This is a genomic window from Bacillota bacterium (assembly GCA_012518215.1).
Taxonomy (GTDB): domain Bacteria; phylum Bacillota; class Dethiobacteria; order DTU022; family PWGO01; genus JAAYSV01.
The window spans coordinates 1-17,757 of record JAAYSV010000008.1; the positions used below are offsets into that span (position 1 = coordinate 1).

General features: G+C 50.4%; 15 protein-coding genes and 1 riboswitch. Of the genes, 4 read left to right on the plus strand and 11 right to left on the minus strand.

The annotated features are described in order from the left end of the window. Positions 1 to 32 precede the first annotated feature (32 nt). Positions 33 to 440, plus strand: a complete 408-nt coding sequence (locus GX364_01270; protein NLI69483.1) for an IS110 family transposase — start codon at positions 33 to 35, stop codon at positions 438 to 440. Positions 441 to 1,410: 970 nt separating this feature from the next. On the opposite strand, the gene GX364_01275 is transcribed toward GX364_01270, so the two are convergent. From GX364_01275 to GX364_01290, 4 genes are all read right to left on the minus strand, one after another. After that, the gene (locus GX364_01275; protein ID NLI69484.1) at positions 1,411 to 2,490 is read right to left on the minus strand and encodes a sulfate/molybdate ABC transporter ATP-binding protein; all 1,080 of its coding nucleotides are present in this window, start codon (positions 2,488 to 2,490) and stop codon (positions 1,411 to 1,413) included. A 19-nt stretch (positions 2,491 to 2,509) separates the two neighbouring features. Further along, positions 2,510 to 3,196: a molybdate ABC transporter permease subunit gene (gene modB / locus GX364_01280; GenBank protein ID NLI69485.1), complete on the minus strand. Its 687-nt coding sequence runs from the start codon at positions 3,194 to 3,196 to the stop codon at positions 2,510 to 2,512. A gap of 147 nt (positions 3,197 to 3,343) precedes the next feature. Then, complete coding sequence (gene modA / locus GX364_01285; GenBank protein NLI69486.1) at positions 3,344 to 4,147, minus strand: molybdate ABC transporter substrate-binding protein; 804 nt, start codon at positions 4,145 to 4,147, stop codon at positions 3,344 to 3,346. Positions 4,148 to 4,444: 297 nt separating this feature from the next. Next, a riboswitch (molybdenum cofactor riboswitch) is annotated at positions 4,445 to 4,567 on the minus strand. A 199-nt stretch (positions 4,568 to 4,766) separates the two neighbouring features. Continuing rightward, entirely contained in the window at positions 4,767 to 5,501 is a 735-nt protein-coding gene (locus tag GX364_01290) for a hypothetical protein (protein NLI69487.1), read from the minus strand. A 998-nt stretch (positions 5,502 to 6,499) separates the two neighbouring features. Between GX364_01290 and GX364_01295 the strand changes: the two genes are divergently transcribed. Both GX364_01295 and mobB read left to right on the plus strand, forming a co-directional pair. Next, positions 6,500 to 7,744 carry a molybdopterin molybdotransferase MoeA gene (locus tag GX364_01295; protein ID NLI69488.1) on the plus strand — a complete coding sequence of 415 codons (1,245 nt, stop codon included), beginning with the start codon at positions 6,500 to 6,502 and terminating at the stop codon, positions 7,742 to 7,744. Beyond that, on the plus strand, positions 7,741 to 8,232 hold the full coding sequence (gene mobB / locus GX364_01300; GenBank protein ID NLI69489.1) for a molybdopterin-guanine dinucleotide biosynthesis protein B: 492 nt from the start codon (positions 7,741 to 7,743) through the stop codon (positions 8,230 to 8,232). Before GX364_01295 ends, mobB begins: the two co-directional genes overlap by 4 nt. A gap of 133 nt (positions 8,233 to 8,365) precedes the next feature. On the opposite strand, the gene GX364_01305 is transcribed toward mobB, so the two are convergent. The 3 genes from GX364_01305 to GX364_01315 all read right to left on the minus strand — a co-directional run bounded on the left by GX364_01305 (position 8,366) and on the right by GX364_01315 (position 12,588). After that, positions 8,366 to 10,102, minus strand: coding sequence for an AMP-binding protein (locus GX364_01305; protein NLI69490.1), 1,737 nt, complete (start codon positions 10,100 to 10,102; stop codon positions 8,366 to 8,368). Beyond that, positions 10,099 to 10,983: an alpha/beta hydrolase gene (locus GX364_01310; protein ID NLI69491.1), complete on the minus strand. Its 885-nt coding sequence runs from the start codon at positions 10,981 to 10,983 to the stop codon at positions 10,099 to 10,101. The genes GX364_01305 and GX364_01310 overlap by 4 nt, the downstream gene beginning before the upstream one ends. A gap of 339 nt (positions 10,984 to 11,322) precedes the next feature. Next, complete coding sequence (locus GX364_01315; GenBank protein NLI69492.1) at positions 11,323 to 12,588, minus strand: Glu/Leu/Phe/Val dehydrogenase; 1,266 nt, start codon at positions 12,586 to 12,588, stop codon at positions 11,323 to 11,325. A gap of 580 nt (positions 12,589 to 13,168) precedes the next feature. Between GX364_01315 and GX364_01320 the strand changes: the two genes are divergently transcribed. Further along, entirely contained in the window at positions 13,169 to 13,915 is a 747-nt protein-coding gene (locus GX364_01320; protein ID NLI69493.1) for a CBS domain-containing protein, read from the plus strand. 141 nt (positions 13,916 to 14,056) lie between these two features. Here the strand turns inward: GX364_01320 and GX364_01325 are convergent, their stop codons facing one another. The 4 genes from GX364_01325 to tsaA form a co-directional block, all read right to left on the minus strand. Continuing rightward, a complete protein-coding gene (locus GX364_01325; protein NLI69494.1) occupies positions 14,057 to 15,178 on the minus strand; it encodes an iron ABC transporter substrate-binding protein in 1,122 nt (373 codons plus the stop codon). 130 nt (positions 15,179 to 15,308) lie between these two features. Beyond that, positions 15,309 to 16,061 carry an ABC transporter ATP-binding protein gene (locus GX364_01330; protein NLI69495.1) on the minus strand — a complete coding sequence of 251 codons (753 nt, stop codon included), beginning with the start codon at positions 16,059 to 16,061 and terminating at the stop codon, positions 15,309 to 15,311. Beyond that, positions 16,058 to 17,233 (minus strand): iron ABC transporter permease, encoded by a 1,176-nt coding sequence (locus GX364_01335; protein NLI69496.1) that lies wholly within the window; start codon positions 17,231 to 17,233, stop codon positions 16,058 to 16,060. The genes GX364_01330 and GX364_01335 overlap by 4 nt, the downstream gene beginning before the upstream one ends. Positions 17,234 to 17,261: 28 nt before the next feature. After that, complete coding sequence (tsaA, locus tag GX364_01340) at positions 17,262 to 17,699, minus strand: tRNA (N6-threonylcarbamoyladenosine(37)-N6)-methyltransferase TrmO (GenBank protein NLI69497.1); 438 nt, start codon at positions 17,697 to 17,699, stop codon at positions 17,262 to 17,264. Between the last annotated feature and the right edge of the window lie 58 nt (positions 17,700 to 17,757).

The following is a 17,757-nucleotide window of genomic DNA, read 5'->3' on the forward strand; positions in this document are numbered from 1 at the left end:
GTAGCTACGTTCCAAACAAAGAACAGCGGGAATTGAGAGAAGTGGTGCGTTACCGCAAAAACATGATTGATGAACGTTCCAGAGAAATCAACCGTTTAGAAAAGACCCTGGAGGGCGCCAATATAAAGTTGAGCTCATTTGTTTCTGATCTGAACGGTGTAAGCAGCCGCAAGATGCTTGAGCAGGCACTGATTGGTGAAGTCGACGAATCAAATATTGATTCTTTGATTCACCATTCCATGAAAGAAAAAAGGGAAGCGCTTCTTCTTGCTATGGAAGGTGTTTTTTCCCCGACACTCAAGTTTTTAGCAAGAAATATTTTAGAATATATCGATGATTTAACCAGAAGCATCAAAAATCTGGATGATGTCATCGATGAGCAGATTGAAAGCAACGAAAATGCCATCAGAAAAAATGCGGGGATTCAAGATATCACCTAGGAATCAGATTTATCCAAATGGTGGGCACATCACGCTGCTCTGTTCCGGCAGCTGGGGAGAGAGGATCGACCAGGGGATTCTCCGGTCGCAGCAAACACCACCGCTCCCCTGAATGGCAGCATATTGCAAACGGTTCCCCCCTGAATGACAGGTTGTACATCTTATTTCTCTGGTAATAGGGTGGAGGGGATCGAATGGGGGATTCTTCGGCCGCCTGCGGCTCCCTCCCCCCCTGTCATTCCGAGCAAGCGGTGCTTAACAAGAACACCAACATAAAGCTGCAGAGAAAAATGATGCGGAAACGGTAACAACAGGGTGAAAGAATAGCGCCGCGAGGAATCTCGGGCAGGGGCAAGCGGTCGTCTGTTACACCAACATATGGCGGCGGGGAAAAGAAAAAAGCCAGGAACCAGTTTATGCCGATAGCAAGGTGTATTTGAGAAGGGGATTCTTCGGTTGCGGCAGAAAACGCCGCTCCCTCAGAATGACAGTATAGTATAGACGGCTCCCTCCCCCCTGTCATTCCGAGCCAGCGGTGTTTAACAAGAACACCAACATAAAGCTGCAGAGAAAAATGATATGGAAATGGTAACAACAGGGTGAAAGAATAGCGCCGCGAGGAATCTCGGGCAGAGGCAAGCGGTCGCCTGTTACACCAACATATGGCAGAGGGAAAAGATAAAAGCCAGGAACCAGTTTATGCCGATAGCAAGGTGTATTTGAGGAGGGGATTCTTCGGTCACGGCATAAAACGCCGCTCCCTCAGAATGACAGTTCAGTGCAAACAGTTCCCCCCGAGTGACAGTATAGTATAAAAGGTTCCCTCTGAATTTCCACGCGTTACCCGCACCACGATAAATGGAAATCGTTTCTTCCGGGTGCATATTTATGCTGGAGTTCGTTTACTTCCATAGCAAGACAGGTACTATACCCGTGATAGAAGAAAAAGGGCATGCTCCAAACTATTTTTCTACTGGTCAATGATGAAGATACGGTTGGAGGGTAGCTGCAGGCAACAGGTTTCGCCGGCAGGTATGAAGGGGGCCATCATCTTGCAAACTTCGGCCTCAAGGTGGTAATCCTTTTCCGAACCTTCGGCAACTCGAAAGCAGTAGCTATAGGAAGAAACGCCATCCACCGCCTCCACCACCGTCACCCGGAGTGGATTGCCCAGGGATGGCTCCTCGATCTGTATATACTCGGGCCTGATCCCGATCGTGACTTTCTGGTTCCGGCAATATCTATGTGTGGGAGGCAGGCCCACCTCGAACCTTTCATTCCATTCCCCAACCATCACGGTAGCCTGGCCATCTTCAATGTTTTCTATCACGCCCTCGGCCAGGTTCCTGGCACCGGTCAATCGAGCCACGGTCCTGTTTACCGGTGCATTGATCAGGTCATTTTTGGGGGCCAGTTGCAGGATCCGGCCGGCATCGTACACGGCGATCTGCGAACTCAGCCGGTAAGCCTCATCGAGATTGTGAGAAACAAAGATGATGCTGCCCTTGTAGAATTCGTGTATGCTCAACAGTTCCCGTTCCAGTTCTCCCCTGACCTGGGTGTCCAGCGCCGAAAAAGGCTCGTCCAGCAACAATATTTCTGGCTCGGGAGCCAGTGCCCGCGCCAGCGCTACCCGCTGCTGCTGACCTCCGGAAAGTTGGCGCGGATAGCGATGTTTGAAATCACTCAGGTGCATCTTGCCCAGCAGGTAACAGACCCGGTCGTCCATGCGGGCACGGTCCTGCCGGGAGATGCCGAAAGCAACGTTGTCGTAAACGGTCAGATGGGGAAAGAGGGCATAATTCTGGAATACATAGCCGATCTTCCGCTCCTGCGAGGGGATGTCGAGGCCATTTTCGGAATCGTAGAGGACCCTCCCGTTGATATTGATATATCCCTCGTCGGGTTTCATCAGTCCGGAGATACATTGCAGGGTCATGCTCTTGCCGCTGCCGGAAGGCCCCACAATGGAAAGTATCTCCCGATTGATAAAAAAGGAAACCTTCAGGCTGAACCCGGGCAGCGTCTTTTTTATTTTGACCTCGAACAATTGCCTTCCCCCCGGAAAATCATTGTTTTATATATGTATGAACATTGCGCTTCCAGTAATTGAGCAAAAATATGGATGTCATCGAAATGACCAGGATCACGGCTACCCATAGCAGTGCCTTCTCGTTGTTCCCCGCCGCCACCGCAAAATATATCGCCAGGGGAATGGTCTGTGTTTTGCCGGGTATGTTGCCGGCAAGCATCAGGGTTGCCCCGAATTCACCCAGAGATCGGGCAAAGGAGAGTATTATTCCGGCCATTATCCCCGGCCAGGCCATGGGTACGGTCACCCGCCAGAATACACTCCATTCCGAGGCTCCGAGTGTACGGGCTGCATTTTCGATGTTGGGTTCGATCTGTTCGAACGCCCCGCGAGTTGTCTGGTACATCAGCGGGAAAGCCACCACGGTGGAAGCAATGACCGTGGCCCACCAGGAAAAAATGACCGTGGTCCCCATCTTGAGAAAAAGTTTCCCCAGGGGGCCATGCTTTCCAAACAGTAACAGGAGCCCAAAACCGAGCACCGTGGGAGGCAAGACCAGGGGAAGGGTGAACAACCCATCAAGAACATCCCTGAACACTTTGTTTTTCCCCTGGTAGGAAGCCATCCAGCGGGCAGAGGCGATCCCCAGGAAAAAAGCAATAAATGTGGATACGGAAGCGGTTTTTAATGAAATCCATACTGGAACAAAATCAAGCTCGGGCATAAATATCTTCACTTGTCCTGTCAGTAATTTTTCTCTGTCCTTGTTTTGTACCATGCCGGGACGGATCCGGCCACTCCGCCCACCCTGCCCCTCTCCGTGGTGGAGAGGAGCAGTGTTGGCGGTATTTTTTCTACTTGCTCTTCATAACTACTGCAACGTTTTGAAGCCGTACTTTTCAAACACTTTGCCGGCTTCATTTCCAGCCAGATAATCGAGCAGCGCTTTTGCCTCTTCCTCATTCGGGCTATCCTTGATCAGCGCAACCGGGTAAGTCACCGGATCATGAGAATCTTCGGGGGCAACTGCTGCCACATCCACTTTGTCGGAGATCTGGGCATCGGTGCGGTAAACCGCTCCGGCCTGAACCGCTTCGGTTTCCACGTAACCCAGTACCTGGCGGACGTCCTTGCCCAACATGAGTTTTCCGCCACTTTCCAGCTCATCCCAGATACCCAGCGTGGTGAACGCTTCCTGGGCATATTTGCCCGCCGGGACCGATTCGGGGTCACCGATGGCGACGAGTTCGATCTCTTCCTTGGTCAGATCCGTGAATTCGCTGATTGCGGTAAAACCCTTGGGAACCACCAGAACCAGTTCATTCTGCAGCAGGTCAATCCTGGTGTCGTCCAGCAGTAAACCCCCCTCCTGGAGTTCATTCATCTGCTTGGAAGCTGCCGACATGAAAATATCCGCCGGGGCCCCCTGTTCGATCTGCTGCTGCAGAGCACCTGAAGAACCGAAATTGAACTCGATGTTTACATGGGGATTTTCTTCCTTGTAAAGTTCCCCGATTTCTTCCATGGCATCGGTAAGACTGGCGGCCACCGAAAGATTCAATGTGACCGGTTCCATTTCTTCGGCTTCTTCCGGCGCACAGCCGATCGGGGCCATGATCATGGCCAGAATCAGAGCCAGGGCACTGATGGAATACAATATATGACTTTTTTTCATTTGACTGATCCCTCCAATTTATTTTTGATCCCCAATATCGTGTTTTTTCGATCAAGTTTGGTAAAGTCATGACGTTACGTTTTCGCCAGGATATATCTATCCTGAAAATAACCGGGTCGTTTTTTTGACAATCAGCTCCTTTCAATGAAGACGAGGGTGATGACTGCTGATGCAGCACATTCCGGCGATAAACAATATATGTAGGGCAAAAAATGACAGCCCGGGCCCGGATCACACCGATCGGCTCCCTATACTAAAAATAACCGGAGCACTTGTTCAAGTTTTTCCGGTTATTTCAACTCGCATCTTTACACTCCTTTCCAAGAATGGGAGGCGCCGCAGTTTCCTGCCACACCCTACCGGCCAGTACACCTTTGCTACTGAGAGTTTAGGTGTAGGGGCTCAGAGTGATTTACAATACTGTCGACCTTCGTCTTCATTTTTCCAATCGGTTCTGTATTCGACATATGCGCATGAATATCCTGCATGCATCATGCTTCGGAAACATTTTTCCCTTTTCCCGGGGGCTTTGAAATCCGTCTTCAGCAGCCGATATCACCGGATTAGCGCCCTCAATCGTTTTCTCTTTTCATGCTACCGGCAACTCCTGCCGCCTGCTCTACATGCTTTTGGCGCAAAACCTTCTCAATCCCATCAGCGCGGCAGCCCCGGAAATCGTCGTTCCATAAAAAATCACCGGTTTCTCACCGATAAAATTGGTGATGCTCTTGTTGGCAATGGTGCTCCCCGTGGCCACGATCAGATCACACCATTCCAGTACTTCCTCCGTATCCTTTCTACCATCTTCGATTTCTACGCCGTATTTGACTGATCCGATATTATCCTCATCCAGATCCACCACCCTGATGGTGAATTTGCCGGCAAGCGCCTGGATCATACTCGGCTGATAGCCGACAAAGGCAATCCGCGGGGAGCCGAATTCTTCCTCTATCTGCGCAGCCATGCTTGCGGCGCACTCTTCCGGTTCTTCATCCTTGCAGTGAACATTGTTCCTGGAAATGCCCAGGTAGTTGCAAACCGCATTGATACTGGATATCAGAACGGCCCGGTCATAGTTCGTATCCAAAGGCCTGTTAACAATTTCCTGAAGGGTGCCGGAAAAATTTTCCGGCATATCCGTGAAAGCCTGACCCTTGGCACCTTTGAATTCGGCTTCCATCAGCTTTTCCTTTCCTTTCAGCAGGGGGAAATCCTCTCTCGTGGGGGTTCCGATCGCTTCATCGGGTTTCAGGACCCTGCCGCTGACTTCAATGGTCTCATTCTGCAGATCATGTTTGTGGATCAACTCCGTGAATCGAGCGATCAATTCCTCATAAAAATCCTTTTCTTTCATCTTCCTGTTCAACTCCTGATTTAGTCAATATGTTCCTGTTCAGATCTTTAACAATGGCATGACAATTCTACCGCCGGGACCCTTACGGGGCTTCTGGCTTCCTGAAATCTGAAATCAGCCCTGTCAGTATGGGACTGGTGGGATACGAAAATAAAAAGGCCTTGATTTGCCGTTCTGAAGGGAAATTATAGCATCTTGATTCAATGGGTGTCAATGTTGCGCCACATATCATGTAACATCAAATGTTGGCCAGGCCGCAATTGCTTCCCCCTGCCCGAGATTCCTCGCGGCACTATTCTTTCACCCTGTTGTTACCGTTTCTGCATCATTTTTCTCTGCAGCTTCATGTTGGTGTTCTTGTTAAACACCGCTTGCTCGGAATGACAGGGGGGAGGGAGCCGTCTATACTATACTGTCATTCTGAGGGAGCGGCGTTTTCTGCCGCAACCGAAGAATCCCCTTCTCAAGCCCCCCTTACTATCGGCATAAACTGGTTCCTGGTTTTAATCTTTTCCCCGCCCCCATATGTTGGTGTAACAGACGACCAGTTCCCCCTGCCCGAGATTCCTCGCGGCACTATTCTTTCACCCTGTTGTTACCGTTTCTGCATCATTTTTCTCTGCAGCTTCATGTTGGCGTTCTTGTTAAACACCGCTTGCTCGGAATGACAGGGGGGAGGGAGCCGTCTATACTATACTGTCATTCTGAGGGAGCGGCGTTTTCTGCCGCGACCGAAGAATCCCCCCATCAAAACCCCTTTCCCCTTGCTGCCGCGGAAATCCAGTGCCATTACACCGCCATCACTACACATAGCAACATCGCATCGGATTCAGTTGACATCCAGGACAGAGTATTGCTATACTTGCTCCAGAATTTTAACACCTTTGGCTGCCGTGAAAGCACCAAATACAATTTGACCGGGGATAGGCATGGCCACCACGAATCGGTCCGGCAACTGTTCCTTTTCTCGATTACCTGTCCTGCAAGGAGGGAATTATTTGACCGAATCTGCGTTGATACCGCTGGAAACGGCCCGGCAACTGTTCCTTGATTCACTGGCAGTGCTACCTTCAGAACCGATCCCTCTCGAGCAGGCCGGGGGCAGGGTGCTGGCCGAAGATGTTCATGCCCGGAACGATATTCCCCATTTCGATCGTTCTCTCATGGATGGGTATGCTTTCCGGGCAGAAGATACTGTTGAAGCCACCCCGGAACACCCTTGTTGGTTCAGGGTGCTCGAGGAAGTGCGAGCAGGCCACCTCCCCGGGTATCCCCTCTCCCCGGGAACTGCTACCAAAATATTGACCGGGGCCCCCATTCCTGAAGGAGCCGATGCTGTTGTCCGTTTCGAAGATGTTGTGCTGCAAGATAATAATCGGGTAGGGGTAAAACAACCTTGCCTGCCCGGTTTGAATATTGGCCTGGCCGGAGAAGATATTGCAAAGGGTAAGGTGGGCTTGCACAGGGGAAAAGTGATCACCCCCGGGGCAGCAGGCATACTGGCCGCCATGAGCCATGCCAATCCCCGGGTGTTCCGCCAACCCCGGGTGTCCATTGTCAGTACGGGGGATGAATTGGTCGATATCCGCCAACCCCTGAACCCTGCAAAAATCCGCAACAGCAATCTTTATTATCTCGTAGCTGCTGTCGGGGAAACAGGGGGTATTCCGCACAATCCGGTCACGCTGGCCGACAATCCGGCACAGCTGGAAGAAAAGTTGGCAATGGCCCTCGAAGAATCGGATATGATAATCACCACGGGCGGTGCCTCCACGGGTGATTATGATTTCATCAATGATGCCTTCAAAAAAATGGGGGCAGAAATCCTGTTCCGCAAAATTGACATCCGCCCCGGCACGGCGACGGTGGGGGCCATCCGGAAGGGAAAGGGGCTGTTGGGTCTTCCGGGAAATCCTGGTGCAGCATCGATATCTTTCGCGCTCCTGGGGCAACCGCTGATCCGTTATATCGGCGGATGGGGACAGTTCTGTCCACTGGAAATGGAAGGGGTACTTGCCGATCCCTTTCCCAAAACAAATTCCCGGAGACGCTTTTTGAGAGGTATTGCCACCTGGAAGGACGGCAACTGGCATGTTGAACCGTTGACCGGGCAAAATGCGGGCATCTTATGTTCCATGGCTGCCGGCAATGTGCTGATCGAGATACCTGCCGGAACGGGACCTTTGAAATCAGGAAGCAAGGTGAAAATAATCATGCAGGAAGGATGGGATAAAACAAAATGATACCGATTATCTCCGTGGTAGGCAAATCGAATGTGGGAAAAACAACGCTGCTGGTAAAACTGCTACCCGAATTGAAGAAAAGAGGATACAGGATAGCCACTGTCAAACACGATGTGCACGGCTTCAGCATCGACCAGCCCGGAAAAGATACCTGGAAACATGCCCAGGCAGGTGCTGATATCGTGGTCATCTCCTCGCCCCGGAAAATAGCCATCATGGAAAATGTTGAAGAGGAAAAAACGCTGGATGAAATCGCCGCAAAACTGGACCATATCGATCTGATCATCACCGAAGGCTACAAAAGGCAAGATAAACCCAAAATAGAGGTTTTCCGCTCGGTTATATCCGATACGCTTCTCTGCGAAAAGGAAGAGCTGTTTGCTGTCGTTACCGATCAGCCATTGGGCATCGGGGTGCCGGAATTTGATGCGGACGACAGCGTGGGCATCGTCGATCTGATCGAGAAATTGTTCCTGAAAAAAGGGTAGCAGGATTCACGCCGGAAAGACCCCGCCCGATTTGGCATATCCCGCACCGGGCAAGAAGGGCCGTTGCCGCTATCTTTCAAACGAGGAAGCAGCAACGGGGTGCCCTTCAAACATGTTTCATTCCGATGACGCATCACATGGGCCTCTCAACCGCATCTACTTGCTTGATGGAGACAGGTACATGCCGTTCCTTCTTGAACTGCCTGGTTGCCCATCTGGCCAGAAGTGGCCTTTCTATCTTGGAGTTATGGCGGGGATCAAGGGGCAGGCGAGATTTGAACAACAGGTAACGTATGCAAGAGGTTACATCGTTTCTGGCAGCCATGGCAAGAAGTTCCTTGCGGAGGGCATCGAGATTGGCTGATCGATACTCGGGTTTCAATTCAATACAGATCACGGGTATCTGTCCACCCTTCCCCGGTACGCCCACCAGCCCGCTACGCTTCACCTTGGGATGCGTGTCAAAAACCGCCTCGCAGGTCAAGGGGAAAACGGGTCCATCCGCGGTTTTGACCCGATGGCCTACACGGCCACAAACCCACAGGCGGCCTTTTTCATCGATGTAGCCGGTATCGCCAAGGCGATGCCAGAATCCGCCGTCTTTGTCCTGTACCTTGTTTTTCAAGGTGCTCTCGTCCTCGTTGTAGTAGGAAGGGCTGATATGTTTACCCCGAACCAGTATCTCACCGATTTTTCCCACATCCAGCACCTCGGCTTGATCCATGGTTTCTATCACTCCGTCGACGATGGAAACGATACGCAATTCGACCCCGGGAAGTGGGCGCCCCACACAGACACCGCTCCCCTGGTCTGTTTTACTCCAGGTTTCCGCCAGGGTTTCCCTGGCACCCATTTCTGTTGAAGGCATTGCTTCGGTTGCACCGTAATTGGAAAACACCTCTCCCGCGGGATCCATCATTTCAAGTAGCAATTTTTCCACATGGCCCTTGATGATATCCCCGGCGCCGACCACATGTTTCAGTGATGGCGTTTTGATACCGTTTTTTAGTGCATAGCGTCCCATATTTTCAAGAAGGACCGGGGAACCGAACATTGACTTGACACCACAATCATTGATCACCTCGACAAGAGCCCGGGGGTCGACATCTGCCGGCCCCTGGCGCACGAAGTTGATCGGGGGAACGACCATGGTACCGCCGGCACTGATGGGAATGAACAGAAATGCCGGGAAAACAGCAAAATCCACGGGGATTTCCTTCTCCAGGTCAAAACGCCAGCTGTAGTGAGCACCCCGGAATAGATCACAGAAGGTTCTCTGCAGGTAAAGCGTCGGTTTGGCCGGCCCCGTGCTGCCGGTAGTATAGAGAATGGCTACGGGGTCGTCGGGACTCACCGCCGGAGGCGCGGGATTTACCGGGGCTTTCCGACGCAACGATTCGACCGTATGCGCTCCCGGAAAACCTGGCTTGCCGGTAACAACCAGCTTGCGCAGTGAACGTGGTCCCCAGCCGAAGACAATCCGGCCCAGATGTGCTATGGGGAGGCCGAAAAAGGCCTCTATGCCAACCCTTCCCAGGCGCTCCGCGATGTTAAAATACCCCACACCGGTATCGATCCATACCGTCATGGCTCCCACACGGGTCAGGGCCACCCCCATCACACAGGCCTCATAGCTTGGAGGGGCCATGAACACGATACGTGTCCTCTCGGCAATACCCATTTCCCGAAGACCCGGGGCCACAGCTTCAGCATCGGCAGAGAGTTCCCTGTATGTGTAACGTTTGTAACGGCGCTTTCCCCGGGAATCACGACCATCCAGATCGATGACGGCAATGCGTTCCGGATCTTTTCGAGCTACATCAAGTACGATTTCAGCAAGATTGAAGATGTCGTCCGGAAATACCTTCATGACAATACCTCCCCATCGTTTGATGTTCTTTGTGTACCGGGATCAGCACAGCTGACCAAAAAATCCTTGATTATACCGGCAACCTGCTCGGGCTTTTCCAACATGGGCAGATGCCCGCATCCTTTGAGCCATTCTTCCCGTTGCGGTAGAAGTGTTTTATTCAATTTCCGACCGGCTCTTGGTGACAGCACTTTGTTCTGCAACCCCCAGACCGTACATACTGGTGGAAAATCGCGGCCTGGCTCAAGATGATCGAGGAACGAGAAGTTCATCAAATCATCAAAAACCCCTATGAGTGAATCCATCTGGCCATCGCTGGTAAAGCAAGCGCATAGCTCCGGTGTTTTATGTATTTTCCGGGATTTCCCGCAGGTTCCTGTCTGAAAATTAACGACCTGTGCCGCCAGCCAGTTATTCAACCTGACTTTTCTTAGAATGCTGTAAATCATCCTGGCAAACGAAGGCACTATTTTCCGCATGCGCAGCAATGGCCCCATATAGCCGGCCAGGAACGTGGCCTCGGTAAGGGGGTTTATCAATACGATACCCCGCACTTTTTCCGGGTAACGCAAGGCAAATCCAAGAGACATGGAGCTGCCCATGCAGTTTCCAACGAGATTGACCGGTGCCAGTTCATGCTCATCGATGAATGCGGCAAGAAAATCGATATAATTATTCAGGGTATAGCCTGTACCCGGTTTGGCTGATGCCCCATACCCCAGCAAATCGAATGCAAACATTTCATAGTCCCCGGAGAGCCAGGGCATGACCTCGCTCCATATGAAATGAGAAGAACCACCATTGTGAAGCAAGATCAGTGGCTCCCCCCCGCCCATATGCTCATAACTGATCGGCCATCCATTGTAATAAAAGGTATCCAATAGCTATACACCTGCCTCCGTGCCCCTGTTCCCAATATTAGTACTATTCTATAAATTTTGATATTATCCTTTATATTTTTCATTTTTTTCCTTTGGGCAGATCGGGGAATAAACAGTTTTTTTGAAATCGGCACGATCGGTTTCCGAAACGAAACAGTTTTGAGGCGAAATTTCAGCACCGGCAAGCAGTATGGCATCCGGTATCACACGGAAAGATACCCGGGTAGCGGGAACAGTCATGATATCACTTTTTTTAATTTGAAAATCGCCGCAAGCGGCCACCGGCAACCGCGTACGGCGATTTTTTCAACTGCATTGTTATTTCAAGAATTGCCGAACCTATACAATCCCCCTTATCTTCATCGCTTCATAGATGCGTTTGATGGCGATCATGTACGCGGCTTCTTTCATCGTCGTTTTGCAACCTTCCCCCAACTTGTAAACATTCTCGAAAGCTTTGGCCATGATGCATTCCAACTTTGTATTGACCTCTTCTTCATCCCAGTAGAAATTGCTCAGGTTCTGTACCCATTCAAAATAAGAAACGATTACACCCCCGGAATTGGCCAGAATATCGGGTATCACGGTTATATTTCTTCCGGATAATATTTCATCGGCTTCGGGGACAGTCGGCCCGTTGGCGGCCTCGACAATTACCCTGGCATTGGTAATTTCAGCGACCTTCTCGTTGATGCTACCTTGCATGGCAGCGGGTATCAATATATCGATGTCTTTCAAAGCCCAGAATTGCTCCATGCTGATCATTTCTGCATCGGGAAAATTGGCAATGGTACCCTCGCGTTCCCTGTATAGATACAGTTCGGAAATGTCGATACCGTTGCTGTTGTGTAAAGCGAAAGTGCCGATTTCTTTATCCCATTCGGCAACAGCGGTTACGGAAACACCACATTCATGACAGTTCAGGGCCGCATGGCTTCCGACATTTCCAAATCCCTGAACGGCAACCCTCGCTTTTTGAATATCCTTTCCAAGGATTTCGCATACTTTTCTGGTGATTATGGATACTCCAAAGCCTGTCGCCTGGTTTCTGCCGAGGGAACCTCCCATATAGACCGGTTTGCCGGTAACAATACCGGGGACATTGTAACCCTTGATCTTGCTGAATTCGTCCATGATCCAGGCCATGACCTGGGGATTGGTGGCCACATCCGGAGCCGGGATGTCCCTATGAGGCCCGATGAAATCACCGATTTTCCTCACGTAACTGCGGGTGAGCCTCTCCAGTTCCCCGGAAGACAATTCAGTCGGATCACAGCTTATTCCACCTTTTCCCCCGCCGTAAGGAATACAGGCCACGGCACATTTGAAGGTCATCCAGGTGGCCAACGCCTTGATCTCGTCCAAAGAGACATCGGGGTGGTACCTGATACCGCCTTTTGCCGGCCCCATGACCGTATTATGCTGTGCGCGGTAGCCGATAAATGTTCTGGTCTTTCCGTCGTCCATTCGTACGGGGACAGAAACGGTCAAAATCCTTTCCGGCTCTTTGAGCAATTCGTACACCGATTCCCCCAACCCGAGTTTATCGCAGATTTCCTTGATTTTATTTTGTACTGACAAAAAAGGGTTTTCATCACACTGCATTCCGCCACTCCTCCAATCCTTTTCCGGAACATCAAATTTATTGAATTTATTATACATTAGATAATTATATCATGAAATAAGTATATGCAATGTTTTTTTATCAAGTAAAGTAAAGATTTTAACCGATGCGCGCCCATGAAAATTCCCCCCACGGCCTGAAAGCATGGAAATGAATCGCTTGTTTATCGCGATGCGAAAAAGATGTGCAACGTGTCATTCTCCATGCCGGGAGAAAAAGCAGTACCTGTCATCCAGTGGGGGTGGTTTTATTGTACCTGTCATTTTTCTCTGCAGCTTCATGTTGGCGTTCTTGTTAAACACCGCTTGCCCGGAATGACAGGGGGGGAGGGAGCCGTCTATACTATACTGTCATTCTGAGGGAGCGGCGTTTTATACCGCGACCGAAGAATACGCGTCTTGCAGGAAAAAACACCTCTGCTCCCGAATTGTATCAACTGAAAGGCAAATTACAGGATAGCTTCGAAGTTAAAGGGTAATTAACCTGAACAAAATTTACTGCACAATATTTTACCTCGATACAGCGTGAACCCTGGCCCGAAATGGAGGCATCTGCATACCTATGAAGATGAAAAACTCGGAGCGTTTTCTCATTGCCTACACGAAGATTGAAAACGAAATAAAAAAGATGCTCGATCTGAAAGAACACCGACGTTTTTATGATCTGGTTCATATGGCAAGCAAGATTGACCCGGTCATCAGACGCTACAAATTCGATCTGAGGGAATACAGCGATCTGCGCAACGTTCTTGTACATGATCGCGCCGATGGGCGGGTTCTGGCCGAGCCCACAGATGAGGTCGTGGCTGCCCTGGAGGAAATCGCTTCCATGTTGCTGGATCCACCGCGAGTTATGCCCCTTTTCAAAAGAAAGGTGCTGGCCCTCGATATATTTCATTCCGCCTCACGTACCATCAGGGAAATGAGCAGGACCACTTATTCCCAGGTAGCCGTAATCGAAAACCATGTTGTGGTTACGATGCTTACTTCCCATATGATCATCAGCTGGTTGGGAAAAAATTTGGCGGACAGAACGCTCGACCTGGACAATGCCTCCATCCATGATATTCTTGCTTTCACCGGGATGGAGGATAACTTCGTCGTCATCCCGGAAAATGCATCTCTTTTTGAAGCGCTTGATCATTTCTACCACTATCAGGTGGAGAAAAAAAAGCTTGAGGCCGCCTTGATAACCAAAAACGGCCTGGCCGGTGAAACGCTTCTGGGCATCATCACCAACCGCAATCTTCCCCTGCTGCAAAGGAAACTGGAGCAGGCCCGCCGGGGAACCGTTGACAACGGGAAATGACCCCGCACCCGGGAATTCCGGTGTAATCAAGAAAAACGGTAATTGTACATGTTCTTCTGATTGCATGACTGCAAAACAAGTTCAAAATAAAAAATGGGAAGGACCGCTATCAGCCCTTCCCATCACAACAAACAGGCAGCACTAATTCAGTGATATTTGTTTGAACCCGACAAAGACCTCGTCCTTCTCGAGCATCTCCTGATACATTTCCTTGCCAAGCATTGCCTTGTAGATCTCATCTGCTTTTTTGACGGGGTCGATGTCCTCGAACTTGTCGGGATAGATCACCTTTCCGGCATAATAGGCATCGGCTACAGCCGTGTCAATATTGGTCCAGTACCAGTTGTAGGTAACCAGGCTGTAAATCCTTCCACTCTTGACGGCGGAAAGCGACTCGTAATAATCCGGATTCTTCTGGTAGTCGTCTCTTACCAATTGCAGGCCGCCAGCATCGATGAACAGTATTTCCGGGTCCCAGACCACCAACTGTTCCCGATCAATGCTGACAGATCCTTCCTTGCCAACTTCATCAACAACGTTACGAGCATTGACCGCTCTCAGAGGGGGATATTGGACATAGCTGCTTTCTATCCCATGGGCACCCTTCATGCTCAGCCCCCCCACATAAACCGTGGGTTTCTCGTTATCGGGAATATCCTTGGTGCGATCATCCAGATCCTTGTAACACCCCTTCAGAAAATCAACAACTTCCTGTGCCTTCTTCTCCTCGCCGGTCACCTTGCCGATCAATTGCAGGGAATCCATTATCTCCTGGCTGAAGGTGGAATCCGTCCCGTAATCCAGTGCCAGCACGGGTACTCCGGTCTGGTTCTGAAGATCATCAGCCTTGGCCTTGTCCAGAAAAAAACAGGAGAAGATTACATCCGGCTGAATGCTTACAAGCTTCTCTGCGTCGGGAATAGAGTCAGGCCCACCCGGCCCGATGGTGGGAAGATCCTTCAGGGAAGGATTGGCCATGAAATATCCCCTTCCCGTGAGACTGTTCTTTTCCAGTTCTTCAATCCCCACAATTTTTTCCGCTCCATTGACATAACATACCAACCTGAGCGCCCCCGGTCCAATAGCAACCACTTTCTTTGCCGGGGCAACAATTTCCACTTCCCTTCCGGCCAGATCCACTACTGTAATTGTGTCCCCACCCGTAACTTCTTCCTCCTCGGGATTACATCCAACCATCAAGCCGGATATCAACAATACCAGGGACATTGCCAGTACCAAAACCAAAAATTTACTACGCACCATTTTCCCTCCATCTTTTTGATATTGTTTGGTCTTGAACCATTCTCTGAACCTTTTGTTTATCAACCACCTCCAGCATTGCTTTTTCCTGCAATCAGTTTGCCAGAATTTTTGCTGTCTTCCCCGTCCCGTCCTACAATGGAACAACCACGGGGATGGAGTGATACTCTTCCACCGCAACAGGAACAGCATAGACCTCTTCAATATTTTCCGGAGTGATTATCTCGAACCCGCCAGCGGCAAAGATGGTCCCTTTTTTCAAGAAGATGAATTTGTTCGCAAAACGGATCGCCAGGTTCAGGTCATGCATGGTAACGAGAGCCACGATTTGCTGTTCTTTGACTACCGTTCTGATTATCCTGAGCACGTCCAGCTGGTTCTTCAAATCAAGGTTGCTGGTCGGTTCATCCAGCAGCATCACTCTGGGTTCCTGGGCCAACGCTCGCGCGATCACCACTTTCTGCAGCTCCCCCCCGCTCAATTCATCGATATAGCGAAGGGAAAAAGGCTCCAGACCCATCATCTTTATGATCCTGTTCACTATTTCAAGGTCCTGCGAGGTAACATCCCAGGTGATATGTGGTTTTCTACCAAGGATAACCGCATCAAAAACAGTGAATCGGCCACCCTCATGCCGCTGGGGCACATAGCCTATCCTTTTAGCCACTTCCCGCCGGGTCAGCTTGAACACATCATCTCTTTCGATGGTAACCATACCCCGCTGCGGAACCAGAATTTTATTGATGCACTTGATCAGGGTAGATTTCCCGACACCATTTGTACCCATTATGGCCAGGCAATCCCCTCTTTTAACCTCGAATTTGATATTTTTTAGAACCTGGTTACTCGGATAACGGAATTCAATATTGTCAACTGTTAGCATCATTTTCTTTTCATCCCCTTTGCAAGAAGATAGAGAAACAGGGGTGCCCCCATGAACGAGGTGATGGCTCCGACAGGAAGTACAATCGGTTTGATTATCGTTCGCGCAAAGGTATCTGAAACCAGAAGCAGCAGACACCCCATCAGCATGGCCCCCGGAATCAAATAACGGTGGTCGCCGCCGACGATTCTTCTCATCATGTGCGGTGCAACCAGACCAATAAATCCGATGATACCCATGAAAGCAACGGCTACCGAGGTAATCAACGAGGACAACAACATCCCTGCCAATCGGAGCCTATCTACAGCTACACCAAGTCCCTTGGCCGTCTCCTCCCCACCGTCCAGAGCGTTGTAATCCCAGCGGTGCAACATGAAGTAAATAAAAACGACGATCGAGACCAAAAATAAAATTTTTACTTCCCGCCATGATGCCCTGCCCAGATCACCGAAAGTCCAGAACACTATAGCCGCAACTTTGACATCGGTGGCAAAATACTGTATCAATGTGGTCGCCGCCGCAAAAAGTGAGCCCAGTGCCACACCGGCCAGAACCATGGCCTCCGGGCTTATCCCCACAAATCTGGTTAGCAACAGGATGACCAGCGTTGCCCCCATGGAACTGACGAAAGCAGCGATGGTAACCATGTAAGGATTGTTGATAACCACCGCATCGCTGGCCGAACTCTGTATGCTCCCCGCCCCCAGAACGACAATGGCCAACGCCGCCCCGAAAGCCGCTCCCTGGGAAATCCCCAATGTATACGGTGAAGCCAGGGGGTTCCTGAGGATATTCTGCATCACACAACCGGAAACCGCCAACCCGGCCCCGGCGATGATCGCCGCCAGAATACGGGGTAGACGGATGTTCCAGATAACGATCTGCGATGTGCCGCTACCCTTGCCCAGCAAGCTCCTGACCACCTCGCCCACGGTAAGATCGGCGGATCCGGCATTTATGGCGTATATGGCCATAACGATGGTCAGCAAGACCAGGGCAATGATAATTGCCATTTTCCGCCCCGTATATTCCACATATTGACTCGGCAGATTATCTTCCTGAACATTCCTCTGAATCGTCGATATTTCTCTCGGTCCCTTCTTCGGGTAATTTACTTGATCCTGATTCAATATCTGACCGTTGTTTTTGTTGCAAATATTTCCCCGTTTATTCATATCTACAATTGGACGATCCAACCATAGCCTACTTGCCCACGCTCCGGTCAGCCCAACCTGTCGTGGCTTCGGGAATGCTGTCCAGTTTGCCGGAATATGGCTTGACATCTATCAAAGGGGTACCATCTATGGCTTCTACCCCCCGGACATGCAGGACATTGCCTTCCCGTTGCAATAAATCGGCCACGCAAAAAGCGATGGGGTTGGGGCGGGATGGTGAACGGCAGGCAAAAACACCCCTTGGCTCCTCGCCGAAGGGTGTCCTGGTCTGCAGCACGTCTCTCGAGGCCAGGTGAAACCAGTAGAGAACAATCAAGTGTGAAGATCTTTCAACATCTTTGAGCCCCTCGGCATATTCCGGAAAAATCTCCAGTTTGACCTGGAGATCGGAAAGCCGCCCTTGACGGGGAGCATCCGCAGGTACACGATAGGGGCTATGAATGGTTCCGATAGGTAACAAATTCAACGTCCGCCACCTCGCTTTCCCGTATTATTAAATTTATTTTCGTGTTACCACAAAACCT